General features: G+C 57.2%; 32 protein-coding genes. 19 read left to right on the top strand and 13 right to left on the bottom strand.

Annotation, left to right across the window (positions count from 1 at the left end):
• Positions 1-108 precede the first annotated feature (108 nt).
• From D9K61_RS18735 to D9K61_RS18720, 4 genes are read left to right on the top strand one after another with little or no spacing between them, the layout of a single operon-like run.
• Positions 109-564 (top strand): RidA family protein, encoded by a 456-nt coding sequence (locus tag D9K61_RS18735; protein ID WP_120634718.1) that lies wholly within the window; start codon positions 109-111, stop codon positions 562-564.
• Positions 561-1328 (top strand): glycerophosphodiester phosphodiesterase family protein, encoded by a 768-nt coding sequence (locus tag D9K61_RS18730; RefSeq protein ID WP_120634717.1) that lies wholly within the window; start codon positions 561-563, stop codon positions 1326-1328. The genes D9K61_RS18735 and D9K61_RS18730 overlap by 4 nt, the downstream gene beginning before the upstream one ends.
• A 45-nt stretch (positions 1329-1373) precedes the next feature.
• Entirely contained in the window at positions 1374-2561 is a 1188-nt protein-coding gene (locus D9K61_RS18725) for a GNAT family N-acetyltransferase (protein ID WP_120634716.1), read from the top strand.
• On the top strand, positions 2558-2851 hold the full coding sequence (locus D9K61_RS18720; protein ID WP_120634715.1) for a 4a-hydroxytetrahydrobiopterin dehydratase: 294 nt from the start codon (positions 2558-2560) through the stop codon (positions 2849-2851). The genes D9K61_RS18725 and D9K61_RS18720 overlap by 4 nt, the downstream gene beginning before the upstream one ends.
• Here the strand turns inward: D9K61_RS18720 and D9K61_RS18715 are convergent.
• The 4 genes from D9K61_RS18715 to D9K61_RS18700 form a co-directional block, all read right to left on the bottom strand.
• Entirely contained in the window at positions 2848-3159 is a 312-nt protein-coding gene (locus D9K61_RS18715) for a hypothetical protein (RefSeq protein ID WP_120634714.1), read from the bottom strand. The two genes, D9K61_RS18720 and D9K61_RS18715, sit on opposite strands and share 4 nt — an antisense overlap.
• Before the next feature lie 22 nt (positions 3160-3181).
• On the bottom strand, positions 3182-3529 hold the full coding sequence (locus D9K61_RS18710) for a hypothetical protein (protein ID WP_120634713.1): 348 nt from the start codon (positions 3527-3529) through the stop codon (positions 3182-3184).
• An 11-nt stretch (positions 3530-3540) separates the two neighbouring features.
• Positions 3541-3786 carry a glycine zipper 2TM domain-containing protein gene (locus tag D9K61_RS27755; RefSeq protein WP_120634857.1) on the bottom strand — a complete coding sequence of 82 codons (246 nt, stop codon included), beginning with the start codon at positions 3784-3786 and terminating at the stop codon, positions 3541-3543.
• A 104-nt stretch (positions 3787-3890) separates the two neighbouring features.
• Positions 3891-4376, bottom strand: a complete 486-nt coding sequence (locus D9K61_RS18700) for a peroxiredoxin (RefSeq protein ID WP_120634712.1) — start codon at positions 4374-4376, stop codon at positions 3891-3893.
• A gap of 98 nt (positions 4377-4474) precedes the next feature.
• Between D9K61_RS18700 and D9K61_RS18695 the strand changes: the two genes are divergently transcribed.
• Genes D9K61_RS18695 through D9K61_RS18680 form a run of 4 tightly spaced genes read left to right on the top strand, consistent with a single transcriptional unit; the run spans position 4475 to position 7080 of the window.
• On the top strand, positions 4475-5686 hold the full coding sequence (locus tag D9K61_RS18695; RefSeq protein WP_120634711.1) for an NAD(P)/FAD-dependent oxidoreductase: 1212 nt from the start codon (positions 4475-4477) through the stop codon (positions 5684-5686).
• On the top strand, positions 5683-6249 hold the full coding sequence (rsmD, locus tag D9K61_RS18690) for a 16S rRNA (guanine(966)-N(2))-methyltransferase RsmD (protein ID WP_120634710.1): 567 nt from the start codon (positions 5683-5685) through the stop codon (positions 6247-6249). The genes D9K61_RS18695 and rsmD overlap by 4 nt, the downstream gene beginning before the upstream one ends.
• Positions 6242-6877, top strand: coding sequence for an HAD family phosphatase (locus D9K61_RS18685; protein ID WP_120634709.1), 636 nt, complete (start codon positions 6242-6244; stop codon positions 6875-6877). Before rsmD ends, D9K61_RS18685 begins: the two co-directional genes overlap by 8 nt.
• Complete coding sequence (locus D9K61_RS18680; protein ID WP_254055822.1) at positions 6874-7080, top strand: hypothetical protein; 207 nt, start codon at positions 6874-6876, stop codon at positions 7078-7080. Before D9K61_RS18685 ends, D9K61_RS18680 begins: the two co-directional genes overlap by 4 nt.
• Here the strand turns inward: D9K61_RS18680 and map are convergent.
• Positions 7068-7880, bottom strand: coding sequence for a type I methionyl aminopeptidase (gene map, locus D9K61_RS18675; protein WP_120634707.1), 813 nt, complete (start codon positions 7878-7880; stop codon positions 7068-7070). The genes D9K61_RS18680 and map overlap by 13 nt on opposite strands.
• Before the next feature lie 191 nt (positions 7881-8071).
• Here map and D9K61_RS18670 point away from each other — a divergent pair, with 191 nt between their 5' ends.
• A complete protein-coding gene (locus D9K61_RS18670) occupies positions 8072-9736 on the top strand; it encodes a tetratricopeptide repeat-containing sulfotransferase family protein (protein ID WP_120634706.1) in 1665 nt (554 codons plus the stop codon).
• A gap of 65 nt (positions 9737-9801) precedes the next feature.
• Here the strand turns inward: D9K61_RS18670 and D9K61_RS18665 are convergent, their stop codons facing one another.
• Together D9K61_RS18665 and sfsA are read right to left on the bottom strand one after the other, a co-directional pair.
• Positions 9802-10440, bottom strand: a complete 639-nt coding sequence (locus D9K61_RS18665; RefSeq protein ID WP_162946962.1) for a hypothetical protein — start codon at positions 10438-10440, stop codon at positions 9802-9804.
• A 65-nt stretch (positions 10441-10505) separates the two neighbouring features.
• Positions 10506-11216 carry a DNA/RNA nuclease SfsA gene (sfsA, locus tag D9K61_RS18660; protein WP_120634704.1) on the bottom strand — a complete coding sequence of 237 codons (711 nt, stop codon included), beginning with the start codon at positions 11214-11216 and terminating at the stop codon, positions 10506-10508.
• Between the two features lie 192 nt (positions 11217-11408).
• Here sfsA and D9K61_RS18655 point away from each other — a divergent pair, with 192 nt between their 5' ends.
• The 4 genes from D9K61_RS18655 to D9K61_RS18640 are packed head-to-tail and all read left to right on the top strand — an operon-like array spanning position 11409 to position 14324.
• Complete coding sequence (locus D9K61_RS18655; protein WP_120634703.1) at positions 11409-12131, top strand: molybdopterin-binding protein; 723 nt, start codon at positions 11409-11411, stop codon at positions 12129-12131.
• Positions 12128-12856 carry a GNAT family N-acetyltransferase gene (locus D9K61_RS18650; RefSeq protein ID WP_120634702.1) on the top strand — a complete coding sequence of 243 codons (729 nt, stop codon included), beginning with the start codon at positions 12128-12130 and terminating at the stop codon, positions 12854-12856. The genes D9K61_RS18655 and D9K61_RS18650 overlap by 4 nt, the downstream gene beginning before the upstream one ends.
• An 11-nt stretch (positions 12857-12867) precedes the next feature.
• Positions 12868-13425: a peroxidase-related enzyme gene (locus D9K61_RS18645; protein WP_120634701.1), complete on the top strand. Its 558-nt coding sequence runs from the start codon at positions 12868-12870 to the stop codon at positions 13423-13425.
• On the top strand, positions 13422-14324 hold the full coding sequence (locus D9K61_RS18640; protein WP_120634700.1) for an OmpA family protein: 903 nt from the start codon (positions 13422-13424) through the stop codon (positions 14322-14324). The genes D9K61_RS18645 and D9K61_RS18640 overlap by 4 nt, the downstream gene beginning before the upstream one ends.
• 67 nt (positions 14325-14391) lie before the next feature.
• On the opposite strand, the gene D9K61_RS18635 is transcribed toward D9K61_RS18640, so the two are convergent.
• Positions 14392-15297, bottom strand: a complete 906-nt coding sequence (locus tag D9K61_RS18635; protein WP_120634856.1) for a LysR family transcriptional regulator — start codon at positions 15295-15297, stop codon at positions 14392-14394.
• 228 nt (positions 15298-15525) lie between these two features.
• Here D9K61_RS18635 and D9K61_RS18630 point away from each other — a divergent pair, with 228 nt between their 5' ends.
• The gene (locus tag D9K61_RS18630; protein WP_120634699.1) at positions 15526-15966 is read left to right on the top strand and encodes a DUF4399 domain-containing protein; all 441 of its coding nucleotides are present in this window, start codon (positions 15526-15528) and stop codon (positions 15964-15966) included.
• Positions 15967-15969: 3 nt separating this feature from the next.
• On the opposite strand, the gene D9K61_RS18625 is transcribed toward D9K61_RS18630, so the two are convergent.
• Positions 15970-16650, bottom strand: a complete 681-nt coding sequence (locus D9K61_RS18625; protein ID WP_120634698.1) for a helix-turn-helix transcriptional regulator — start codon at positions 16648-16650, stop codon at positions 15970-15972.
• A 72-nt stretch (positions 16651-16722) separates the two neighbouring features.
• On the opposite strand from D9K61_RS18625, the gene D9K61_RS18620 reads away from it, so the two are divergent.
• Positions 16723-17046, top strand: a complete 324-nt coding sequence (locus D9K61_RS18620; protein WP_120634697.1) for an NIPSNAP family protein — start codon at positions 16723-16725, stop codon at positions 17044-17046.
• Positions 17043-17363, top strand: a complete 321-nt coding sequence (locus D9K61_RS18615) for an antibiotic biosynthesis monooxygenase (RefSeq protein ID WP_120634696.1) — start codon at positions 17043-17045, stop codon at positions 17361-17363. The genes D9K61_RS18620 and D9K61_RS18615 overlap by 4 nt, the downstream gene beginning before the upstream one ends.
• On the opposite strand, the gene D9K61_RS18610 is transcribed toward D9K61_RS18615, so the two are convergent.
• Both D9K61_RS18610 and D9K61_RS18605 read right to left on the bottom strand, forming a co-directional pair.
• The gene (locus tag D9K61_RS18610) at positions 17364-18656 is read right to left on the bottom strand and encodes an MFS transporter (RefSeq protein WP_120634695.1); all 1293 of its coding nucleotides are present in this window, start codon (positions 18654-18656) and stop codon (positions 17364-17366) included.
• 114 nt (positions 18657-18770) lie between these two features.
• Complete coding sequence (locus D9K61_RS18605) at positions 18771-20798, bottom strand: NADPH-dependent 2,4-dienoyl-CoA reductase (protein ID WP_120634694.1); 2028 nt, start codon at positions 20796-20798, stop codon at positions 18771-18773.
• A 136-nt stretch (positions 20799-20934) separates the two neighbouring features.
• Between D9K61_RS18605 and D9K61_RS18600 the strand changes: the two genes are divergently transcribed.
• Positions 20935-21420, top strand: coding sequence for an RNA pyrophosphohydrolase (locus D9K61_RS18600; RefSeq protein WP_120634693.1), 486 nt, complete (start codon positions 20935-20937; stop codon positions 21418-21420).
• A 106-nt stretch (positions 21421-21526) separates the two neighbouring features.
• On the top strand, positions 21527-22174 hold the full coding sequence (locus tag D9K61_RS18595) for a hemolysin III family protein (protein WP_120634692.1): 648 nt from the start codon (positions 21527-21529) through the stop codon (positions 22172-22174).
• 60 nt (positions 22175-22234) lie between these two features.
• Here D9K61_RS18595 and D9K61_RS18590 read toward each other — a convergent pair whose 3' ends face one another.
• Together D9K61_RS18590 and nth are read right to left on the bottom strand one after the other, a co-directional pair.
• On the bottom strand, positions 22235-23224 hold the full coding sequence (locus D9K61_RS18590; RefSeq protein ID WP_120634691.1) for an adenosine kinase: 990 nt from the start codon (positions 23222-23224) through the stop codon (positions 22235-22237).
• Entirely contained in the window at positions 23221-23865 is a 645-nt protein-coding gene (gene nth, locus D9K61_RS18585) for an endonuclease III (protein ID WP_120634690.1), read from the bottom strand. The genes D9K61_RS18590 and nth overlap by 4 nt, the downstream gene beginning before the upstream one ends.
• A gap of 197 nt (positions 23866-24062) precedes the next feature.
• On the opposite strand from nth, the gene D9K61_RS18575 reads away from it, so the two are divergent.
• Positions 24063-25106 (top strand): heme-binding protein, encoded by a 1044-nt coding sequence (locus tag D9K61_RS18575; RefSeq protein ID WP_120634688.1) that lies wholly within the window; start codon positions 24063-24065, stop codon positions 25104-25106.
• Positions 25107-25152: the final 46 nt, after the last annotated feature.

Below are 25152 nucleotides of genomic sequence, written 5' to 3'. Positions count from 1 at the left end.
AGTTACGCCCAGATTGCAGGCAATCCAGAAAATCGGTGTTTCCTTCTTTCCCAATCCGGGCTTCCCGGTTAGCGTCCGCCCGAGTCGAAAAAAGGGGAGGACCATAATATGAGCATCACAGCCAAACTGGAAAGCCTGGGCGTGACCTTGCCCGATGCACCTGCACCAGCGGCAAACTATGTGCCTTTTGTGCGTGTCGGAAACATTGTCTACGTCTCGGGCCAGATTTCAAAGGCAGATGATCTGATCACAGGCAAACTGGGTGATGACATGGATGTCGCTGCAGGTGCTGCGGCGGCAAGGGTTTGCGCCATCAACCTGCTGGCACAGGTCAAGACGGCTTGTGGTGGAGACATCGAAAAGCTGGTGCGCGTAATCAAGCTGACCGGCTTTGTGAATTCAACGGCGGATTTCATCGACCAACCACAGGTGATCAACGGGGCCTCAGATTTCCTTGTCGAGGCATTGGGAGACGCCGGTCGTCATTCCCGTTCCGCCGTCAGCGCCGCGTCGTTGCCACTGGGCGTGACCGTTGAAATCGAAGGAATCTTCGAGGTTCAATGACGCCGTCCCTGCCAGCAGAGTTCCTGCAAACCCCGCTCGCCCATCGGGCGCTGCATGACAAAACGCAAAACCGCCCGGAAAACAGCCGGGCGGCCATTCGTTCTGCCGTCGAGGCCGGGTATGGGATCGAGATCGATCTGCAACTGACGTCGGATGATCGCGCCATGGTGTTTCACGACTATGACATGGCTCGATTGACCGGGCAGTCTGGCCCAATCCGCCAGATCACCGCCGCGCAGGCCTTATCCACCACTTTGCTGCACGCTGAGGACGGGATTCCAACTCTGGACGAAGTGCTGAGTCTGGTTGCGGGTCAGGTGCCGTTGCTGATTGAGTTTAAGGATCAGGACGGGGGAATGGGCACGGATGTCGGGCCGCTTGAACAGGATGCTGTTCGCGCCTTGCACGGATATGATGGCCCACTGGCGCTGATGTCTTTTAATCCAAACAGCGTGGCCGAACTGGCCCGTCTGGCCCCGCACTTGCCGCGCGGGCTGGTGACCAGTTCTTATGATCCGCAGGATTGGCCTTTGTCTGATGAAACTTGCAGTCATCTGCGCGCCATTCCCGATTTCGACCGGGTCGGCGCCAGTTTCATCAGCCACGAAGTCCATGATCTGGACCGTCCTCGTGTGGCCGAGCTCAAATCGAAGGGCGTACCGATCCTGTGCTGGACGGTCCGGTCGTCCGAACAAGAGGCAGAAGCGCGCAAGGTTGCCGACAATGTGACCTTTGAGGGGTATTTGGCCGAACAACCGGGTTGATCCCGCCGCGCCCCACCACAAATACTGATCAGGTGCGGAGGGCATATGGATCAGGCACAGATCGAGGTTCGGATTCTGGGATCGCTCTTGCAGGTTGCAGCGGCAGAGTGGGACAGTTGCGCTTGTCCCGAGACGGCGGATGGCGGGCGTCCGTTAGATCCGTTTACCACACATCGGTTCCTGCTCGCGCTTGAGGAAAGCGATTCCGTAGGTCGTGGCACTGGCTGGCAACCGCAATACCTGACCGCCTATCTGGATGGCATGCTGATTGCTGCAGCGCCCATGTACGCCAAATCGCATAGTCAGGGCGAGTACATCTTCGATCACAGCTGGGCGCATGCCTACGAAAGTGCCGGCGGGCGCTATTACCCGAAATTGCAGATCACCGTGCCCTTTACCCCGGCCACGGGGCGGCGCTTTCTGGTGCGCCCTGGCTACGATGGCATTGGCATGTCAGCGCTGGTGCAAGGCGCGGTGCAACTGGCGGCGGACAATCAGGTGTCATCCCTGCATGCAACTTTCTGCACCCGGGACGAGGCGCTGGCGGGTGAGCAGATGGGGTTGATGGTGCGCAGCTCGCAGCAGTTTCATTGGCTCAACAACAACTATGCGGATTTCGCCGATTTTCTCGCCGACTTGTCCTCGCGCAAACGCAAGAACATACGCAAGGAACGCGCACAGGCCGGAGATTTCGGGGGCGAGATCCACACCTTTACAGGACCTGACCTAAGGCCGGAGCATTGGGATGCGTTCTGGGAGTTTTATCAGGACACTGGCGCGCGCAAATGGGGTTCGCCATATCTTACGCGCCAGTTTTTTGATATCGCACAGGAAACCATGACGGACGATATGGCGCTGGTTCTGGCTGAACGCAATGGCGTTCCGATCGCAGGTGCGCTTAACTTCATTGGTCGCGAAACACTTTTTGGTCGCTATTGGGGCTGTGTTGAACACCACGCCTGCCTGCATTTTGAGCTGTGCTACTATCAGGCAATCGACTTTGCCATTGCTCATGGGCTTGCCCGTGTCGAAGCCGGTGCGCAGGGTGAACACAAGCTGGCGCGCGGCTATTTGCCCACGCTCACCCACAGCCTGCATTGGATCGGGGACCCGGGATTTGCAGATGCGGTAAAAAAGTATCTAGACGCCGAAGGCCGTGCAGTGGGAGAAGAGATCGAGATTCTGACGGATTACGGCCCGTTTAGAAAATCGAACCCGGAGGAACAGCAATGACCGAACTTTTGTCTACTGAAACCCGCGGACCCCTGCTGGATCCGCTGTTCAACAACGGCTGGACCATGGTTGAAGGCCGGGACGCGATCACCAAGACCTTCATTTTCGACAATTTCGTCGCTGCATTTGGTTGGATGACGCAGGTGGCGATCTGGGCCGAAAAATGGAACCATCACCCCGAATGGTCGAATGTCTACCGCACAGTCGACGTGGTGCTGTCCACTCATGACGTGGGCGGTTTGTCGTCGCTGGATGCAAAGCTTGCCCGCAAAATGGACAGCTTGCTTTAGCCCCTATCGCTGCCTGAGCCCACGCCGCCAGCCAGAGACGCCACCACACCTATCTGTTTGAATTCGGCCGGTGTTACAATGCCATCACTGACATTGATGTTACGCGGTATCCCAGTTGTGCGATTGCCGATGGACCGGACGCTGCGTGCGGCGGGGTTGATGTCCAGACACCGCGTATCATAGCAGGTTAGACCGCTGGTATTGATTTGGATACCGGCCTGCCCATCCGGTCCGGTGACAACGGGGGCTTGCGGCACGTCGCACGCCGTCATCAGCGCAAGCGCGCTCAGGCCGATCCACTTTCTCATACCTGCTCCTGTCGGAGTTGGCCTAGTCCAACTGGCTATTTCCGTCCTGATCCGCCGCATTGAAATCTAGGTTCATCTGGGCATCGTATTCTGCTCGGGAGATAAGGCTATCTTTGTTGCGGTCAACTTGCTGGAACTGCTTGATGTCGAGAAACGGCTTGGCCTCATCCAGACCCAGCGTGCCGTTCTTGTCGTCATCCATCTCCTGAAAGGCATAGTCGGAAAAGGCGTTGAACTCGTCTTTGGACAAAAACCCATCATTGTTGGCGTCGATTGCGTTCAGCTCTTTTTCATGCAGTTCAGCCACGGTCTCGGCGCTGACGGCATTCGCCAGAAACATGGCGGCGACAAGAGCTATTGCGCGTTTCATTCCAAATCCCCTCAGCATGAGAACCTCTGACCTTCAAAGCCCCCGGCGGCCGCGCCTGCTGCTGTCAGGATTGATTTCCCCGACCCACCGCCAAACTGGTTGCCAATCGCCCCGCCGATCAACGCGCCCCCAAGGGTTCCGCCGAGACATGCGATTTCGTGTTGCCGTGCCGCTTGCTGTTGCGGTGTGGGTGCAGGACCGCAGGCCGCCAACAGACCCGCCCCGCCTAAGATAACAGAAAACAAACTAAGTTTCACAAATAAGCCCCCCAAATAAGATGTGCACATTATTGGTGCAATGGGGGTGTGTATCAAGCTAATTACACTTCACGTGGCCCCGACACTGCCGGGGCCAAACAGGATCAGATGACGTCCAGCAGTCCTTCGCCGGCCGAAATTTCACAGACACCAGGGTTTTCTTCCAGGTTCAGGGCGATGACTTTCCCGTCTTCGACCAGCATGGCATACCGCTTGGACCGCGCAATCAGGCCCACCGGCGGCGCGTCGAAATCCATCCCGAGTGCCTTGGTGAATTCCGATGAGGCATCAGACAGCATGGTCAGACCGGCCTCGCTGGCCCCAGTGGCGTCGCCCCAGGCGCTCATCACAAAGGGGTCGTTGACCGAAACGCAAATGATCTCGTCCACACCTTTTGCGTCGAATTGATCTTTGGTCCGCATGAAGCTGGGCACATGTGCGGTTGTGCAGGTGCCGGTATACGCACCGGGAACAGCAAAAATGACGACCTTGCGGCCTTTTGTCTTGTCTGAAACCTGAACACCTTCTGGGCCATCCGCGCCCATCTGGATCAGCGTGGCATTGGGCAGCGTGTCACCGGTAGAAATCATTTTGTGCTCCTGTCGATTGGATTTGCAGAGTCAGTCCCTGCCGCAATATAGGTGGTCAGACGAAAGTGACCACGTGAATTCGACAGGGTAGGAGGAACATGAGCCATATTGTCGTGATAGGTGCCGGACAGGCGGGCGCATCGCTTGTTGCCAGGCTGCGCAAAGACGGGTTCGAAGGCGATATCACCTTGATTGGGGCCGAGCCGCATCTGCCATATCAGCGCCCGCCACTGTCCAAGGCCTACCTGCTGGGCGAGATGGAGCTGGAACGGTTATTCCTGCGGCCTGAGAGCTTTTATGCCGACAACAACATTACCCTGCGTTTGGGTCAGCGCGTGACGGGCATCGACCCGAAGGCCAAGACTGTGACGTTGGGGGATGAGGTCATTTCCTATGATGAGCTGGCCCTGACCACCGGATCAGACCCGCGCCGCCTGCCTGCCTCGATTGGCGGTGATCTGGACGGCGTGCACGTGGTGCGCGATCTGGCGCATGTGGACAATATGGGGCCGTGGGTCACCGAAGGCGCGCGCGCGCTGATCGTGGGGGGCGGCTATATCGGGCTTGAGGCCGCTGCTGTCTGCGCCAAGCGCGGGGTCAAGGTGACGCTGGTCGAAATGGCGGACCGCATCCTGCAACGTGTCGCTGCCCCCGAGACAAGCGATTACTTCCGCACCCTCCACAACAACTATGGCGCTGACATCCGTGAAGGCGTGGGGCTCGATCGTCTGCTGGGTGAGAATGGCAAGGTGACGGGCGCAGCCCTGAGCGATGGGTCCACGCTTGAATTGGATTTCGTTATTGTCGGCGTTGGCATCGCCCCGGCAACCCAGCTGGCAGAGATGGCGGGGCTGACGCTGGACAACGGGATCAAGACTGACGCCCATGGCCGCACCTCCGATCCGTCGATCTGGGCGGCAGGTGATTGTGCGTCATTCCTGCACAAAGGCGACCGCATTCGGTTGGAAAGCGTGCCCAACGCCATCGATCAGGCCGAGATCGTGGCTCAGAACATGCTGGGCGCGGCTAAAGATTATGTGGCGACGCCATGGTTCTGGTCGGATCAGTACGACGTAAAATTGCAAATCGCGGGCCTGAACACCGGATATGACCGTGTCGTGACCCGCAAGGGCGAAGGGGCAACCGTGTCCTTCTGGTACTACAAGGGTGACCAACTGATCGCCGTTGACGCGATGAACGATCCGCGTGCCTATATGGTTGGCAAGCGCTTGATCGAGATGGGAAAGACGGCTGACCCGGCAGTGGTGGTTGATCCTGATGCGGATCTGAAACCGCTGCTCAAAGCGTGAGGATCATCGCCGGAGCGTCGCGGGGCCGAGCCCTGACCTCGGTCGGCAAAGGCGATACCGGAGCCCATTTGCGCCCCACCACCGACCGGGTGCGCGAAAGCCTGTTCAACGTTCTGAACCATCAGATCGATTTTGATGGCTTGCGCGTGCTGGACCTGTTCGCGGGCACTGGTGCTTTGGGGCTTGAGGCGTTGTCGCGTGGCGCGTCTTATGTGACCTTCGTAGATGACGGTCGTGCCGCACAGACTCTGATCCGCAAGAATATCGAGCTGACTGGTAGCAACGACCGAACCGACCTGATCCGCCGTGATGCAACCCGGCTGGGGGACAACCCAGACATGCCCTATGATCTGGTGTTTCTGGATCCGCCGTATGGCAAAGCACTGGGGCAAAAGGCTTTGACCGCGATCACACAGGGTGGTTGGTTGGCTGATGATGCCCTGATCGTCTGGGAAGAAAATGCCTCAATGACTGCGCCCGAGGGGTTCGATCTGCACGATGCACGGAAATACGGCGACACTTACATCTCATTGATGTGGTGGAATGGGACCCGACATGCATGATCTGGTGATTTTCGATTGCGATGGTGTTCTGGTCGATAGCGAGGTTCTGTCCAATCAGGTCATAGTCGACAATCTCGCGGGCTATGGTGTGCACCTTTCCTTGAACGAATGCATGTCGCTTTTTGTCGGGGGAACCATGACTGGTGTCCGCGACAAAGCACGGGCGCTGGGCGCGGATTTGCCCGACGCGTGGACCGATCAGATTTATGCCGAGACCTACGAGGTTTTGCGCGCAGGGACGCCTCTGATCGAGGGTATCCCCGAACTGCTGGCACAGCTTGATGCGCAGGGAATTCCATATTGCGTTGCCTCAAACGGGCGGCCTGAAAAGATGCAGATCACACTGGGTCAAAACGGCTTGTGGGACCGTTTTAGCAAAGTAATGTTCTCGGCCTATGCTTTGGGGATCGGCAAACCCGATCCCACCATGTTTCTAACTGCAGCCCGGCATTTTGACGCAAAATCCCCTGTCGTCATCGAAGACAGTGCAAATGGCGTTACCGCCGCTATCAGGGCTGAAATGCGCTGCCTTGGGTACGCGGCCCATGATGATGGTGCCCGTTTGGCTGCACTTGGGGCCGAGGTCTTTTCTGACATGGCACAGGCCCCCCAGCTTTTGGGGCTTTGACCCAACTATGGTATGGTCTGGGGATGGACCGCGCCATCACCCCTCCGCTCTGGGCCTTTGTGCAGGACACCTATGCCGTCACCGGCCCGCCTCCAAAACCTATGCGCATGCCGATCTTTATCCATGATGCGGTCGCACCATGCGGGCCTGAGACGATGCTGCTAAAGCTATTGCGCGAACAGGTCGGGGATCATGAGGAATAGGTCGGGTGGTACTTGCCGTCTGGTGACAGAGTGAAGATCTCAACCCCATCCGCCGTGACACCCACCGAATGTTCAAACTGCGCTGACAGCGATTTGTCACGGGTCACGGCAGTCCAGTCATCGGCCAGCGTTTTGGTTTCGGGACGACCCAGATTGACCATTGGCTCGATGGTGAAGAACATACCTTCTTCCAGCTTGGCCCCGGTGCCCGGACGCCCATAGTGCAGAACGTTTGGCGGCGCGTGGAACACCCGGCCCAACCCATGGCCGCAGAAATCGCGCACGACGCTCATCCGATGCGCTTCGACATAGGCCTGAATCGCGTGGCCGATATCGCCGAACGTGTTGCCCGGCTTGACCATCTCGATGCCTTTGAACAGCGCGTCATGGGTGACCTGAATAAGCCGTTCGGCCTTGCGCGGCAGCTTTCCGGCTACATACATGCGCGAGGTGTCGCCGAACCAGCCATCGACAACAACCGTCACATCGACGTTCAAGATGTCGCCATCTTTCAGCTTTTTGTCGCTGGGAATACCATGGCAAACCACGTGATTGACGCTGATGCAGCTGGCGTGTTGATAGCCCTTATAGCCGATAGTCGCCGAGGTCGCGCCCGCATCCTCAACCATCTGTGTGATGATCCGATCAATCTCGCCGGTGGTTTGGCCGACAAAGACGTGGTCAGCTACATTATCCAGAATCCGCGCAGCCAATTCCCCTGCCGCGTGCATCCCGGCAAAGTCACCCTGTTCATAGATGCGGATACCGTCCTTTGTCAGACGGCCACGATGTTCTTTCATCGACGCTAGGCTCCAAATGTTTCGCGCAGCACTCCTTTTACGCTGCTTGCGCAGAAAGTACCAGAGGGTGCGGCGTCGCATTGTAAAGCCTTTGGTCAAGTATCATATCGAAGCAAATAGACCCTCGGAAGTTATTTGAATGAACCGGGGCATGGTCTGTTCGATTTCAAAAGACAGATAAGGCTTTGAAAATGATTAATAAATTCGACCCACTGGGTGCCGAAGTATCTGTTATTAGTGATTTGTTAAAAAGTGGCCGACCGGAAAGAGCCTACAAACGCGCAACCAAGGCTGCAAAAAAGTGGCCGAAAGTGCCCGCTCTGCCCAAGCTCGCGGGATTGTGTGCAGTCCAACAGCAGAAATTCAAACTCGCACAAACAAACTTTGAACGTGCCTGGCATCTGGATCCCGGAAATCAGGAGTTAATTCAAAACTATGGGTTGAGTCTGGTGCAGGGCGGAGATTCTGAAGACGCTTTGCGCTTTATCGACAAAATCGGCACCAGGGCACCCCTGACGCCGGCTCAGCTTTATATTCGGGCGATGGCGTTGTTGCGCGAACGCGAAGTAGAAAAAGCGCTGGCGGCGGTTGAGCAAGTGCTGAAACATCAGCCGACACATTTGCAGGCGCAATGTCTGAAAGCAGATATTCTGGATGAACTGCGCCAATGGGACCAAGCGATTGATCTGCTGACGGCACTTGTCGAGCAGAACCCGCAATTCCATTACGGGCAATTGAGACTGGCCAAGGCGCATGTTGGGATGGGGCGGATTGATCAGGCCGTGATACATGCCCGTGCGGCCCTTGATCTGGCGCCGGATGATCCCGAAACGCTTGAGTTCATGGCGACGCTGCCAAACCTGTCGCGGGAAGACCGATCCAAATTGAAGGCCAGGATATCGCATGCCCTTGAAGGCAAGCGGCCCACGGGTCGCGAAAGCGCGGCGGTGGTTCATTTTGCTGCGGCGAGTCTGGCGCGTCAGGACAAGGATACCGCAGATGAGATGCAGCACCTGTTCGAGGCCCATGGATTTCTGCGCGAGGACCTTAAGGAATGGCAATCGCGTAACGACAAGCAGTGCCGCAAGATTCTGGCGGCACCTTTGCCCGTCGCTGCACTCGGACCGCGAACAGATATCCCTCGTCCGATATTTGTGATTGGGCTGCCCCGATCCGGGACGACTCTGGTCGAGCGTATTTTGTCAGCCCATAGCGGTGTTCAGGGGCTGGGGGAACTTGCGTCGGTGCATCACTGGGCCAGAAAAGCCCACGCTCAGCCGTCGGAATGGCAAGCGGCGGATAAACTGGCCGATCACTATGTCGAACACTTACCGAACCTGACTGAAGGTGCCGTGGCCTTTGTCGACAAGGCGCCAGGCAACTACGCGTATATCGGGGCGATTGCGCAGGCCTTCCCCAACGCTGTCATTCTGAACGTCGAACGCGATCCCCGGGATGTTGCCCTGTCGATGTGGCGCACGCATTTTGGTGCTGCTGGGTTGTATTTCACCCACGACCTGAAATGGATGGCAGCCGAGGCAAACCGTTATCGCCGCTATGTTCTGCATTGGCAGAACCTGCTGCCGGGTCGGATTCACAACATCGGATATGAGCATCTGGTCAGCAATCTGAAAGACACGGTCGAAGACCTTGCCCGGATCTGCGATCTTCAATTCCAAGAGGCTATGCTATCGCCGCATGACCTGCCTGATGCCGTCAAAACCGCAAGTAACTTGCAGGTTCGACAGCCAATCAGCGCGTCTTCGGTCGGGCGTTGGCAATCGGTGGCAGACCATTTCAAACCCTTTGTCAAAGCCCTTGATGCAGATTTGTGGCCGAATCTCAAGGCTTTGTGAGGTGATATATTGATCTGACTTGTGTTAGGAGCGCCCGTTCAAAGAAGTGTCGCTTCCAGCACAGGTCAATCAGAGACTACTTTGCAGGGTCGGAACCCAAGCCAGCGCGCGCTTAGCCCGGACTCCTTGATCGCGATTTTCAACCGGTCAGAGAAGAACATTCTGCTGAGAACGTTGCGATCCATCCAGAAATCCAGATCACTGGCGGCAGACGGGTTTACGGCCAGCTTGTTCTTTCCCTCGGGATTGGCTTGCCAGACGTTGGTATTTTCGCCAACTTCCCGTAGTCCAGTGGACAGTTTTGGCACAAACGTCTTCCGGTTTTCCAGAATATGCATCATGAACCAGCGCCGTCCGGGATAGGGCGTTTTCTGGTCATACTCAAACAGCGGAACTTCGTGGAAGCGTGTGCGCCCAAGCTCGAACTGCATCAAAAGATCACGCATTTCCTTTGACACATAGATGAGGGCCATCGCTCCGGTGAAGATGTCCGGCAGGTTCTCTTTCTTTTTCTTTGGAAGATCATAGGATTCAAACCAAATGTATTTTGGATAGTCAGAGGCCGGAACGTCCTGTGCATCCTGGTACTTGTGCTTGAACGCAACATAGCCTTCCGGATATGGCGCATTCAGATGCACATCAATGGGTTGGCTGTTTCGAGTGCTGTGGAGAAGCAGAGATTCCCAGACTTTTTTATGTGCCACCGTGGCCTCAGAATTTTCGGTTGGAATTGGCAGTGCTCAGTCGTCAAAAAGACTTAAGCGCAAGTTCACAGCGGTTTGCCTGAAATCAATCGGTCGTCTATCTCAATTTCCTTGGGAGAAATTCGAGCTCCATAGATCAGCCGTTCTACACCTTGCGCCTGTGTCACCTCAAATGCCGCCGCATAGGTCGGGTCAATGTCTGCTGCCAGTGCAAATCGATCGCAACCCGTGCGTTGAACCAGATACAACATGATCGCCCTATGTCCTTGTTGGGCCATCGCCGCCAGTTCCCCCAAATGCTTCGTGCCGCGGGCGGTGACGCTGTCGGGAAACTCGGCCAGACCGGGTTGGCGCGATAGGGTGACGCTTTTGACCTCAACATAGGCATCCGGCAGTCCCGGTTGGGTCAGCAAGAAATCGATGCGGCTGTTCTCGCCGTATTTCACCTCGGGTCGCACAGTTTGATAAGCGGCCAGTTCGGCAATCTCACCTGCTTCAAGCGCGGCACGCAGGGCTTTGTTGGGAACAGAGGTGTCGACACCGGTAAAATGCCCGTTCTCGTGGTCGACCAGCCGCCAGCCGTATTTCAGTTTTTTCTTGGGATCGTCATTTGGCTCCAGCCAAATCTTCATCCCCGGCTCAGCCAATCCCAGCATTGAGCCTGGATTGGCGCAGTGGGCCGTCACCTCTCGCCCGTCTTCCAGCGTGCAATCGGCCAGAAAGCGTTTGTAGCGGCGGATCAGGCGGGCGGAGACAAGCGGCGTGGGAAACTTCATACCCACCGCCTTAGCGCGCACCCGCCTGCAAGGAAAGGGTCAGGCCCGCAGCGCCAACCAGAGACAGCGCCCGCAAAATGGATTTCAGTCGTGAAATTGCCAGCGGAAACCCCGCGCCACCAACAAAGGGACCTTGCGAGGCCAGTCAGGACGGATATCTTGCTTACACGTCGCAGCAAGAAAGGACAGGCCATGTCAAACCCTACCGCAGCCATGCTGGTGATCGGGGACGAAATCCTGTCGGGTCGTACGCGCGACGCCAATATGCATTATCTGGCTGGCGAGCTGACCAAACAAGGCATCGACCTGAGCGAAGTTCGCATCGTCAGTGACGATGCCCCCGCCATCGAAGCGGCGGCCAAAGCATTGTCCGAAACATATGACCACGTGTTTACCAGTGGTGGCATCGGTCCGACCCACGACGATATAACGGCTGATTGCATCGCCCGGGCCTTTAGGGCGCATATCGATGTGCGCGACGACGCCCGCGCGTTGCTGCAAGCCCACTATGACAACTCCGGGTTGGAACTGAACGCCGCGCGACTGCGTATGGCCCGTATTCCGGATGGGGCGGTTTTGATCGACAATCCAGTCTCGACCGCGCCCGGGTTCACCATAGAAAATGTGCATGTGATGGCTGGGGTCCCGTTGGTGTTTCAGGCGATGGTTGCGAGCGTACTGCCAAAACTGACCGGCGGCAGCCCATTGTTGTCACAAACCCTGCGCGTGAACCGGGGTGAGGGCGATATCGCCGCAACACTGTCTGCGTTGGCCGGTGCGTTCGACGACCTTTCGATCGGGTGCTATCCGTTTCAGACCAACGGAGTGTTTGGGGCCAATGTGGTTGTCCGGGGCACTGATGGCGCGCGGATCGACGTGGCCATGACCCGGTTGGCGAAAGAACTGCAGCTGTGAGCCCGAATTGGGCCGACATCGTTGACGGCACTTGGCCTGCCGCCAGATATGAAACGCTGGGTCCGTTTCAATTGCGCGAAGGACAGGGCGGCGGCTCGCGTGTGTCAGCAGCCAACCCGTTGGACGCTGCGGCTGATCCAGACATCGACGCTGCCGAGGCCGCGATGCTTGGAATGGGACAGAAGCGTATTTTCTGCCTGCGTCCGGGTGACGAGGCACTGGATGCACAGCTTGCCGAGCGGGGGTATGACATCCTGGACCCGGTCAATATCTATTCCTGCCCAGTGACCCGCCTGACCGATCAACCCATCCCCCGGGTCACAGTTTTTTCAATCTGGGAACCGCTGGTGATCATGCGTGAAATCTGGGGGTCGGGGGGGATAGGACCTGAACGTGTGGCGATCATGGAGCGTGCCAAAGACCCCAAAACGGGCTTCCTTTTGCGTCACAACGATCAGCCCTGTGGCACCGCGTTTGTTGCGATGCACGGGGATGTCGCGATGTTGCATGCGCTGGAAATCCTGCCCGATCACCGCCGACAGGGATTGGGGCAGTGGGCCATGCGTGCTGCGGCCTTCTGGGCGATGGACAATGGCGCCCAGACGCTTAGCGTGATCTGCACCAAAGCCAATGACGGAGCCAATGGTCTTTACCGCGCGCTCGGGATGGAGATCGTCGGAGAATACCATTACCGTCAGCGTGTCGAAGGAGAGAGATCGTCGTGACAATACAAGACATGCCCACCGCGCTGGACCTGCCCATGGTCGACCCGCTGCCGCCCGAGACGCAGAAGTATTTTGACATCTGTGTCGAGAAATTGGGCATGGTGCCCAATGTGCTTAAGGCCAATGCGTTCGACATCGAAAAGCTGAACGCTTTTGCGGCGATGTACAACGATCTGATGCTGGCAGACAGCGGTCTGTCCAAGCTGGAACGTGAGATGATCGCCGTGGTCGTGTCGTCTATCAACAAGTGTTTCTACTGCCTTGTTGCCCATGGTGCGGCGGTACGGCAGTTGTCGGGCAATCCGCAACTGGGTGAGATGCTGGTGATGAATTATCGGGTCGCTCCGCTGGATGACCGTCAGCGCGCGATGCTGGACTTTGCAGCCAGGATGACCACAGCCAGTGCTGCAATCGAAGAGCCAGACCGGCAACGCCTGCGCGATGTGGGATTTAGTGACCGCGATATATGGGACATCGCCAATGTGACTGGCTTTTTCAACATGTCGAACCGGGTGGCCAGTGCCACAGCGATGGTTCCAAACGAAGAGTATCACGCGCAATTTCGATGATCCGATTTCTCACCCTTTGTGCCCTGATATTGGCCGGACCCGTAGCCGCGCAGGATCTGACGTTGCCCGCTAGCGCGCGACAGATCAGTGAACGGATTTCGCCGTTGGATAGCTACGATCTGCCGACAGGTCCGTTTGCTGATGGTGCTGTGCCCGCCCGCATCTTGAAAGGTCGCGTTGAACGGTTTTCCTGGCGGTTGCAGGCTGGGTCCAGCACCACGCTGCAGCTTTTGGCCCCTTTGCGGGACCAAATCGAAGCACAGGGTTTCGACATTGTTTTTGAATGCGAAGCCCGCACCTGTGGAGGGTTCGATTTTCGGTTCGGCACCGAGGTGATTCCGACACCGGATATGTACGTCGCCATTCAGGACTATCGATTTCTGTCCGCTACCAAAGGGTCCGAAGTACTGAGCCTTCTGGTCAGTCGCAACCCGCCAGACGGCTATGTTCAGATGATCCGCGTCACGCCCCTGAGTGGGCCAAGCCCGACCCCTGTTGTGATTGAGCAGACCGTTGATGGAACGGGTGGTCTTTTGGCCGGGTTTGAACGCACCGGCCACGTCATTCTGGATGATCTTCATTTTCGCACAGGCGAAGTGGCGTTGGGTGATGGACCATTTGCGTCTTTGACCCTTCTGGCTGGTTTCCTAGCTGAAAACCCGGGCACGCGGCTCGCTTTGGTGGGTCACACGGACGATACCGGTGATCTGCAGGCGAATACTTCCGTCAGCACCCGCCGCGCACAGGCCGTGCGGACCCGGCTGATCAATGCGCATGGCGTAGCAGCCGACCGGATCGAGGCGCAGGGTGTTGGCTATCTGGCCCCCATCACATCGAACGCAACCGCCGAAGGGCGGGATCTGAATCGTCGGGTCGAGGCGGTGTTGCTGTTGAACTGACCTTTCTCCAAAACGGGCAGACAAAAAAAGACCCGCACCGAAGTGCGGGCCAGTCCACCGGGAGAAATTACCAATCCATCGGGCCCTTTTCGTTGAAGGACTCGACAAGGAAATCAATGAATGCCCGTACTTTGGGCTGCGTAAAGCGACCGGGCGGGTAAACCGCATAGACACCCTGAACCTCATCAGGCAGGGATGGCATCGCATCCAGAACCTGTCCGGATTTCAGCGCATCCGCATATAAATAGCTGGGCAGATATGCGATTCCCAACCCAGAGATTGCCGCATTCAACAGCGACTGACCGTCATTTACGCTGAGCCAACCGGCCGTGCGAACCTGCCGCTTTTCGCCCGAGGGCGCGGTCAGTTTCCATACATTGCCTGATGACTGGCTGGAGTAATGCAGCAGCTTATGCTCGTTCAGATCGTCGATCTTTTGCGGGCGTCCAAATTTTTCGATGTAAGACGGGGCCGCGACCATTCGTTTGACAGTTTCGGTCAGCTTGCGTGCGCGCAGGGTGCTGTCTTCCAGCTCGCCAATGCGCACGGCCACGTCAAACCCTTCAGAAATCAGCTCGACGTAGCGGTTGTTCAGCACCATGTTCACGGTGATATCGGGATAGGCCGATAGGAAATTCGACAGGACCGGAGACAGGTGATTGACGCCAAAATCGGTCGCAACGCTGATCCGCAACAGGCCAGACGGCGCTGATTGCATCGAGGTCACCAGCGAATCCGCTTCGCCAGCGTCATTCAACACGCGACGTGCGCGGTCGTAATAGGCCAGCCCGATCTCGGTCGGCGACACGCGGCGCGTCGTCCGGTTTAGCAGACGTGCGCCAAGACGTGCCTCAAGGCTCGAGACGTGCTTGGACACGGCCGATTTGGAGATGCCCATCTTTTTGGCCGCATCGGTGAAGCCACCCTGGTCCACCACATTGGCGAAGGCTTCCATTTCGGTCAGTCGGTCCATTCTCGTACCCCAGGTCTTGCTTTCGTGACTGAACTTGCCGCTCAATCTGGGCGGAAACGGGGCAGACATGGGATAATATCAGGGTTTTGAATCGGATCGTTTGCAGATGGGAAACGCGGAAACAGTGATTTCCAAACCTGCCCAAAAGCCTAATAGGTGCGGGTTTACTGGACTTTTGTCCAAACGTGCTATGCTGAGAATGGCATTTTCGTGTCCAGGGAGGAAATCATGAAAGCCATTTTCATCACCATTGCCTTATGTCTATCTGCCACCTTTGCCATGGCCGGGGGATCAACGCCATCTAACCCGGACGCACAGGTTTATTTTGTGAATCTGTCGGATGGTGACACCGTTCAATCGCCGGTCACCGTCGTATTCGGCTTAACTGGCATGGGGATCGCACCAGCAGGAACCGAGAAGGAAAACACTGGCCACCACCATTTGCTGATCGACCGTCCACCTTTGGGTGAGGGGGAAGATGGCGCTGATGAGTTGGCCTATGGCTTGCCCGCAGATGACAATCACATCCATTTTGGCGGTGGTCAGACCGAAGTGACGCTGGATCTTGCGCCAGGTCCACATACGCTACAGCTTGTGCTGGGCGATGCTGGTCACGTGCCCCATGCAACACCGATTGTGTCCGAGGTGATTACGATCACGGTCGAATAGCCGTCACACTCCGAATTGCTTGTCGAAGGCTTGCGCGCCTGCGCGGGAAAACCGGATGATGCGGCTGTCTGGTTTTCGCGATACCCATCCGATGTCTTCCATGCGCGCCAGCATGGCACGTCCGAGCTTGCCCGCAAGATGGGTCTGGCGCTCGCTCCAGTCCAGGCAGGGTCGACACAGGGGCGCGCGGTTTTTGCCAAGTGCGTCAAGATCGATCCCAAACGTGGTACTGAATTCAGCACCGGGATTAGTCAGAACCACAGTGTCTGCGGAGGCGTCCAGAAACCCACGTGTCCGCATTGAGGTAAACAACTGTACGCCCTTACTGCCCGCCAGATGGTTATAGCACACACGCGCGTCACGCATTTCGGTGTCATTGGGTCCGGTTCGGGTGCGAAGGTGCCCGCGTCCCGCGGCCAGCCCCATCAGATTTTCCAGCGTTTGCGCGACATCCTCACCGGACAGGCCGTAATACTTGTGACGCCCCTGTCCCCGCAGATGCAACAGCCCGCCATTCAGCAGCTTTTTCAGATGCGAGCTTGCCGTTTGCGGGCTGATCCCCGCCTCGCGTGCCAACTCTCCGGCTGTCAGAGCTTTGCCTGACATCAAGGCTGTCAGCATGTTTGCGCGCGCGGGATCACCAATCAGCGCGGCCATCTGGGCAATATCCGGTCCGTCTTTCATGGTTCGATCATAGTCGAAACATATACGTCAGCCAAGAGTGTATTCTGAACTGGTCAACAATCGGAGGCTTCAATGCTGACCTGTATCATTCGCTACCAGATCGACCCAACCAAGAAAGCGCAGTTCAACACCTATGCCCAAAACTGGGGCCGAGCGATCCCGCGCTGTGGTGCCGACCTGATCGGCTATTTCGCCCCGTACGAAGGGTCATCGACACTGGCCTATGGCATCTACGATGTTCCCAGCCTTGCCGAATACGAAGCCTATCGCGCGCGTCTCAGCGCCGACCCGTTGGGCAAGGAAAACTATGCCTTTGCGCAGAAAGAACGGTTCATCCTGCGCGAGGATCGAACCTGGCTTACATGCGCCTCGGCGCCACACGGGGATCCGTCATGATCGCTGTCATATTCGAAGTTGAGCCCGCCGACGGCGAAACCCAGACCTATCTGGATATCGCCGCCGACCTGCGCCCGATGCTGGATCAGATCGAGGGCTTCATTTCTGTTGAACGCTTTCAGAGTCTCGTAAATCCCTGCAAGTACTTGTCGCTGTCCTTTTGGCGAGATGAGGATGCGGTTGCGGAATGGCGGCACCTCACGCAACATCGCTCCGCCCAATCGCAAGGGCGGTCGGGGCTGTTCGCGGGGTACCGCTTGCGGGTGGCCTCTGTGATCCGCGACTACGGCCTGACAGACCGGGCGCAGGTGCCGTGATCATGTCGCTTTCTCTTCTTGCTGTTTAACCTTTTGCTCACTTGGTTCGACAAAGGACAGGATGGCGACTACCGCAAGCAGGCTTCCGGCCGAGATTGCGGCAACAGCCCACACGATCTCATTCATGTGGGCAATCGCCGCAAGCGCAGCTGAGATGGCGACGATGGCAAGCCGCACCAGCGTTTGTGAGATCGCTTGCGCCGCGATCCGTTGGGGCTTCGGCGCGATGTCCATGAAGTAGAGCCCCCGGGCGCTACCCAGCCCGGTGACGGCAACCGTTACGACAAACAACGCTATCGCATGCAGGTGCACGCTGTGATCAAATCCCCAATGATGTATCGCCACTAAGCCCGCGCCGGTTATGGCAACCATCGAGGCCCCGGCGACCATGACTATCCGATTGGAGTAACCGCTGAGCGCCCGCCAGAGGGGCGCTGCTACCAGCAATGCGGCTGCCGACGACACAACGAGCGCTGTCAAACCCTGTGCCGAACTGTGGTGCGCCTCTGCCGCAAGCAGCGCGTAGAACGGAACCGACAGGCCGGTCAGAACAAAGGTGAGCCGGATCAGGACATACCGCCGGAACCAACGCTCATCCAGCAGCGTCTTGGCTTCGTGCCAGTAGGTCTTGATATTGTCCAGGCGTGAGGAAGAGGGCGGCGCTGGTCTCACTGATTGATCAGGTTGCCTCTCCTGCAAGGTCATCATGAAAAGTGCTGAAAGGATAAAGCATGCTGCTCCGAACCCTATCACCATGCTGTGTCGCGTCAGGGCAGGGGCGTCCTGAAAAAACTGATGCAGCAACAGCGCAATGGCAATCGTCGCCGCCCCACCAAGTGCCTTTTGTGTATAACTGATGCGCATCCTGTCTTTTGAGGGCAGATTGTCGCTGATGAAATCAATGATCATCAGGCTCTTGATCTCTCCCAGAACGCCGATGACAAAAATTCCGACGACAAATGCGACGGTGACCATTGGTCTGGTCCCATAGATGACGGCGAGAATGACAAGCAGAAAGCAGACAGCAACTGCCAGATCGGTACGGGCAATGGCAGCCTTCTTTTTCGGAAGCCGGGCGATCGACTGCGCAAGAAACATGTCTGAGAGCGTGCCGGCCGCGTGCCGAATAGTCACCAGAAGCCCTGCGAGAAAGACGGGAAGGTCCAACGACACCGCAAGAAATGTCAGAACAATTGGCGGGCTGGCCATGGACCAGGCCATGACGGCAAACGCGCCTTGGCCCGCCAAGATCGGTAGGTTCCTGCGATGCGGCTCGAACTGCTTCTGGCTCATTGTCCTGTGGTGTGTGACGCATGTTGATCGCGTCGAGTTCACGCCAAACGGGAGAATTAAGCAAGGATTGGCAGCCTTCAGGCTGCCAGTCCGATGAGGTCTTGCCCTGAAAGCTTAGAAAGTTGCCGCCAACCGCGTGCCCTGATTGATGGCACGTTTTGCGTCCAGTTCAGCCGCCACGTCAGCCCCACCAATTACATGAGGTGTTACCCCGCGCTCGATCAGCGCGTCGGCCAGACTGCGATCCGAGACCTGACCGGAACACAGAACAATCGTATCCGCCGCAACCACGGTGGGGTCGGCACGTTCTTCGCCAAAGCTGATATGCAAGCCGTCCTCGTCGATGTGTTCATAGTTCACGCCACCGACAAAGTTGACGTTCTTCATCTTCAATGTCGCGCGATGAATCCAGCCAGTCGTCTTGCCCAGCCCCTTACCGTGACGCTGTACCTTGCGCTGCAGGAGCGTGACCTGACGTGCAGGTGCCTCGGGTTGTGGCCCTTCCGGTGCCAGACCCGAGCGATGCTCCTCCGGGTCGGTCACACCCCATTCTTTCATCCATAGCGGCAGATCGGTCGTTGGGCTGTGACCGTCTTCCAGCAAGAACTCGGACACATCGAAACCGATGCCGCCCGCGCCGATCACGGCAACCGATTTGCCAACTGGGGCTTTGCTACGCAGCACATCAATATAGCTCAAGACATTGTCGCTATCCTGCCCCGGTATCTGCGGATCGCGCGGGGTGACACCAGTGGCGATTACCACTTCGTCAAAACCGGTCAGGTCGTCTGCGACAACCTCGCGGCCGAGTTCGACCCTGACGCCCAGATCCGCCATCATGGTGCGGTACCAATCAACCAGCCCCCAGAATTCTTCCTTGCCTGGCACCTGTTTGGCCATGTTCAACTGTCCGCCGATCTCATCGGCGCGGTCGAACAGCGTGACGTCGTGGCCGCGCTGGGCTGCGGTCATGGCGGTGGACAGGCCTGCCGGACCGGCGCCAACGATGGCTACTTTTTTCGCGGTGCTGGCGCTGCCAATCACCAGCTCGGTCTCATGACAGGCGCGCGGGTTGACCAGGCACGAGGTCAGTTTGCCGTTGAAGGTGTGATCCAGACAGGCCTGATTGCAGGCAATACAAGGTGCGATCTTCGCACCCTCACCAGACATCGCTTTGTTGACGAAATCCGCATCGGCCAGCATGGGGCGCGCCAGCGAAACCATGTCAGCGCAGCCGGTCGACAGCACCTCTTCTGCGACTTCGGGCGTGTTGATGCGATTGGACGTGATCACCGGAATCGAGACCTTGCCCATCAACTTTTTTGTCACCCAAGCGAAGGCCGCACGCGGGACGCTGGTTGCAATCGTCGGGATCCGCGCCTCATGCCAGCCGATGCCGGTGTTGATGATGGTGGCGCCGGCGTCTTCGATCCGTTTGGCCAGCTCAACAACTTCGTCATGAGTTGACCCATTGGGCACCAGATCGATCATCGACAGGCGGTAGATGATAATGAAATCCGTTCCCACGGCTTCGCGCGTGCGGCGCACCACATCAATGGGCAGGCGCATCCGGTTCTCGTAAGACCCGCCCCAGCGGTCCGTGCGTTTGTTGGTGTGGGTCACCAGAAACTGGTTCAGGAAATACCCCTCGGACCCCATGATCTCGACCCCGTCATAACCTGCCTTCTGGGCCAGAACGGCGGCGTTGACGATATCGCTGATCTGCTTTTCGATGCCGTCTTCGTCCAACTCATGCGGTGGGAACGGGGAAATCGGGGATTTCACCGGGCTGGGGGCCACACATTTTGGTCCGTAGGCATAGCGCCCCGCATGCAGGATCTGCATCGCGATCTTGCCGCCCGCGTCATGCACACGTTCTGTCACGATGGAATGGTTGGCGACTTCCTTATCATTTGTCATCATCGAGGCCCCTGGCAGGACCGAACCCTCAAGGTTCGGGCCAATGCCCCCGGTCACCATAAGTGCGACACCCCCGCGCGCGCGATCGGCATAGAACTCGGCCACACGGTTCCAATCGCCGGTTTCTTCCAACCCGGTATGCATCGAGCCCATCAGGACGCGGTTCTTCAGCGTGGTAAAGCCCAGATCCAGCGGGGCCAGCATGTTCGGGTACGCAGTCATTTCGCAAACTCTCCCTACGAATTCGCCCCATAAATTGACGTGCACGTAAACGTTGTCACGCGAAACCTAACGTCACACCCTTTTGCGGCGTCGCCGCGCTTGCTACAGGTTAACCAAACAACCCATGAGGCCACGGATGACCCCGGACGAGATCGCCAAACTCCCTTACCGCCCATGCGTCGGGTTGATGTTGATGAATGCCGAGGGCAAGATTTTTGTGGGCATGCGCAATGACGGGCCGAAAGATGCCTGGCAAATGCCTCAGGGTGGCGTCGACAAGGGCGAAGCCCCGGGCGATGCGGCTTTGCGCGAATTGTGGGAAGAAACTGGGGTGACTGCCGATCTGGTCGAGATCATCGCTGAAACTGAAGGCTGGTTGCCCTATGATCTGCCCCATGACATCGTCCCGAAGATTTGGAAGGGCCGTTATCGCGGGCAGGAACAGAAGTGGTATCTGCTCCGCTTTTCCGGACGCGACGACCAGATCAACATTGAAACCGATCATCCGGAATTCACCCGCTGGAAATGGCAGGACCAAGACCGTCTGGTAGAAGAAATCGTGCCCTTCAAGCGGGACGTTTATACGCGGGTGGTTGCCGAGTTCAGCGATTATCTGGGTTAGCAACACTCCCTCACTCGCGTCGTCTGACTTGTCACTGACGCTCCGGAAACTGTGGACATCTAAGGTGTCAGCATTTAGCGCAAGACATCCCATTTAAGATTTCGCCATGACCCAAACGACCTACCCAAGCCTGGTTATCTCTCATCGTCGCGCTGATATGGTTGTCCATGCGATTGGACTGGTATTGATCCTGTCGGCTGGCGGCTTGCTTATCTCGAAATCCTACATCAATCTTCAAGGCGGGTTGGTGTTTGCAGTCGTTGTGTATGTTTTGTGTGCGCTCGCGTCTAACTTGGCCTCATGCGCCTACCACTTCTCAGGCTTGCATCAAAATCGCAAACTGCTGCGGCGTGTTGATCACGCTGCGATTTATCCCAGCATTTGTGGGACATTCACGCCGTTCTTCGTTCTGGCGGGCACGACCTGGACCTTGACCTTGCTTTGGGTGTGTTGGGGCCTGACCGCGGCGGCGGTGTGGAACAAAATCACAAACGAAATGGTTAAGTCCCGATGGTCGACGGCTTCTTATCTTGGATTAGGGGCAATCGGATTAAGTGCCATACCCGATCTGACAACCGTACCCATCGCCACTTTGTGGTGCATCATGGGTGGGGCCGCCTGTTATGTCATCGGCACGGTATTTTACGCCCAAAAGGCTTTGCCTTTCCGGTATGCGATTTGGCACACATGGGTGAATTTTGGCGGAATACTGATGTTTGCAGGCATTTGGATGGCCCTGTTCACGCAAGGATAGAGCCTAGCAATTGGAGAGGGCTTTGCGCCCTCTCCCAAACGCGCACAATTGCGCCGGGCGTCAAAGCAACCCTTCGCCTCGCAGCAGCTCAAGCATATTCGCCTCGGGACGTGGTCCGATGTGGCTGATGACTTCGCGGGCACAGACATTGCCGATGCGCGCGCAAGTCTCATAATCCCGGCCTGTGGCCATGCCAAACAGGAATCCGGCGGCGAACTGATCGCCAGCACCCGTCGCATCCACCGGCACGACTTTTTCAACGGGAACGTCGATACGGCTGTCTTTGCTTAGAACCGTCACACCATCGCCAGACCGGGTGCACACGACCAGAGGGCAGATCTCGGCCGTTTTTGCCAATGCCTCTTCCAGATTGTCAGTTTCAAACAGCGATTTGATCTCGGCCTCATTGCCGATCACAAAATCCAACTCGTTTTCGATCAGCAGCAGGAAATCGACCCGGTGACGTTCGACGCAGAACGGATCGGAAATGGCAATACCAGCCTTGCCGCCACCTTTGTGACAGTTGCGGGCCGCCTCAAGGAATGCGGCTTTGCCCTTTTCCTTGTCGAACAGATACCCCTCAAGGAACATGATCTGGCTGTTGCCCGCCACGTCACAGGCCACGTCTTCTGACGAAAGCTCGGACGAAATCCCCAGATAAGTGTTCATCGAACGCTCACCGTCGGGTGACACGAAGATCATCGAGCGGGACGTGGGCAATTCACCCCCCGGTACCGGAGGGTTGACGAAATCCACGCCATCCTGGTTCATCGCATCCGCATAAAACCGGCCCAGCGCGTCGTCATGCACCCGTCCGATAAACGCGGCGTCCAGACCCAGCGCGCCGGCACCTGCAATCGTGTTGGCAACCGAACCGCCGGGTGTCTGAACCCGGCTTTCCATAGCGGCATACAGAACCTCACCGCGATCCCGTTCGATCAGCTGCATGATGCCCTTTTCAATGCCCATCAATTCCAGAAAACTGTCATCGGCCTGAGAAATAACGTCCACAACGGCATTTCCGATGCCTGTCAGTTGGTAGGTTTTCATTGGGTTTTGTCCTCAAATTCGCAGAGATCGCGGATGATACAGGTGGGGCATTGCGGCTTGCGCGCCTTGCAGTGATAGCGGCCGTGCAGGATCAGCCAGTGATGTGCGTGCAGCTGAAAATCGGCCGGGATGTTGTCTTCGATGGCTCGTTCGACGGTTTCAACGTCTTTTCCCGGGCAAATGCCGCTACGATTGCCGACACGGAAGATATGGGTGTCCACTGCCTGTGCCGGCTGTCGCCACCACATGTTCAGAACCACATTCGCGGTTTTCCGTCCGACACCAGGCAGTGATTGCAGCGCTGCACGGGAATTGGGCACCTCGCCGCCATAGTCTTCGACCAGAATACGGCTCAGCTTGATCACGTTTTTGGCCTTCTGGCGAAACAGGCCGATCGTTTTGATATGCTCGATCAGTCCTTCTTCGCCAAGATCCAGCATCTTTTGCGGCGTATCGGCGACTTTGAACAACTCGCGCGTGGCTTTATTGACACCTACGTCCGTGGCCTGGGCCGATAGGGCAACCGCAACGACCAACGTGTAGACGTTTACATGATCGAGCTCGCCCTTGGGTTCGGGATCGGCGTCCTGAAAACGCGTAAAGATCTCGCGGATCGTGTGATAGTCAAGTTGCTTGGCCATGCGGGACGGTATGCACGGATTTCGAGGCAGGGCAACCCGATGTTCGGACAAGGACACGGGCAAGAATCTGCCCAGCTACCACCCGCTGCGCGCAGAACTCAGGTTTCTGTGGTACATTATGTCTGCGCTATTCGTATTTTTAGGCGCATTTTTTACCGCATTTGCGGAACATTTCATTGTTATTGAAAGGCATAGCTATGGCTAATCCCGAACTCGCCCAGAAAATGCAATCTCGTTACCGGTCTGTTGAATTGGCCCATCAGGGTGACGAAGATCTTGGCCCAATGAAGCTTTTGCCGGGTGTCTGGAAGAATGCGGACAGCACCCGGGGGCGCGGCTGGAACATGATTGCGCTGCCCTTTGCGACCGAGCCCGACAGCCGGATCAACTATCGTCTGCTGGTCAATCAATTTGAGGAAACGCTGCAATTCACCACGGTGGACAAGGCGGTCCCGAACCGTGGTATTCAGCGCCCAAACCCGGCCACGGGCGATCTAACGATCAACACCGACCAATTTGTCGTCACGCTGGATTATCAGCAATCGATCGCACAGCTTGCGGCTGAAGATCGCCCCGACAGCGGTCTGGCCGGACCCGCGGATTTGGCGATCCATCATGAACCCGGGCTGTTCCTGCATATGACCAACTTCACGACTGACAATCTAGATGTGGCGCGTCTTGGGACGGTGCCGCACGGGGATTCCCTGTTGGGGCTGGGGGAGTCTGCCATTATGGACGGACCACCTACCATCCCCGCGGTAGACGGCCTGCCTGAAGGCGCGACCAAAGACCTGAACAGCGGATATCTGGCACCTTACCTCCATTATCATGACAACCCGTTCAAGGGCACCATCGCGGCCCCTGGATTCCCAGGGTTCGATCCGGTGCATCCGCAGCTGCTGCTGCAGGCAGGTATGCCAGGTAATGTGAAACGCACGACCGTGCTGCCGTTCAATACCGCGCTTCAGGATGCGGGTATCGTCAACATCCCGTTCATCGTCAAACAGGCCAATGCGGCGGTCATGGATTCGATCTTCTGGATTCTTGAGCTGGATGAACCCGGCATCGGCGGTGAGCCGAAACTGATGTTGATGTATCTGCAAAATGTTGGCCTCGATTTCTTCCCTCGGTTTGATGGCCAACCCGGTCTGATCCGCTGGCCCCATGTCAGTATCAACCTGATGGAAAAAGTCGCCCCGCCGGAAGATGCTGAGCCCTATACGCTGATGCCTGCCGTCTGACCGGTCAAAAGCGCAAGAATCGGGTCGCACTTCGGATCGGATCAGT

This window comes from Ruegeria sp. EL01, assembly GCF_900313035.1.
Lineage (GTDB): Bacteria > Pseudomonadota > Alphaproteobacteria > Rhodobacterales > Rhodobacteraceae > Ruegeria.
The sequence above is the reverse complement of the archived record's forward strand: the minus strand, read 5'-3'. Positions and strand labels throughout refer to the sequence as shown.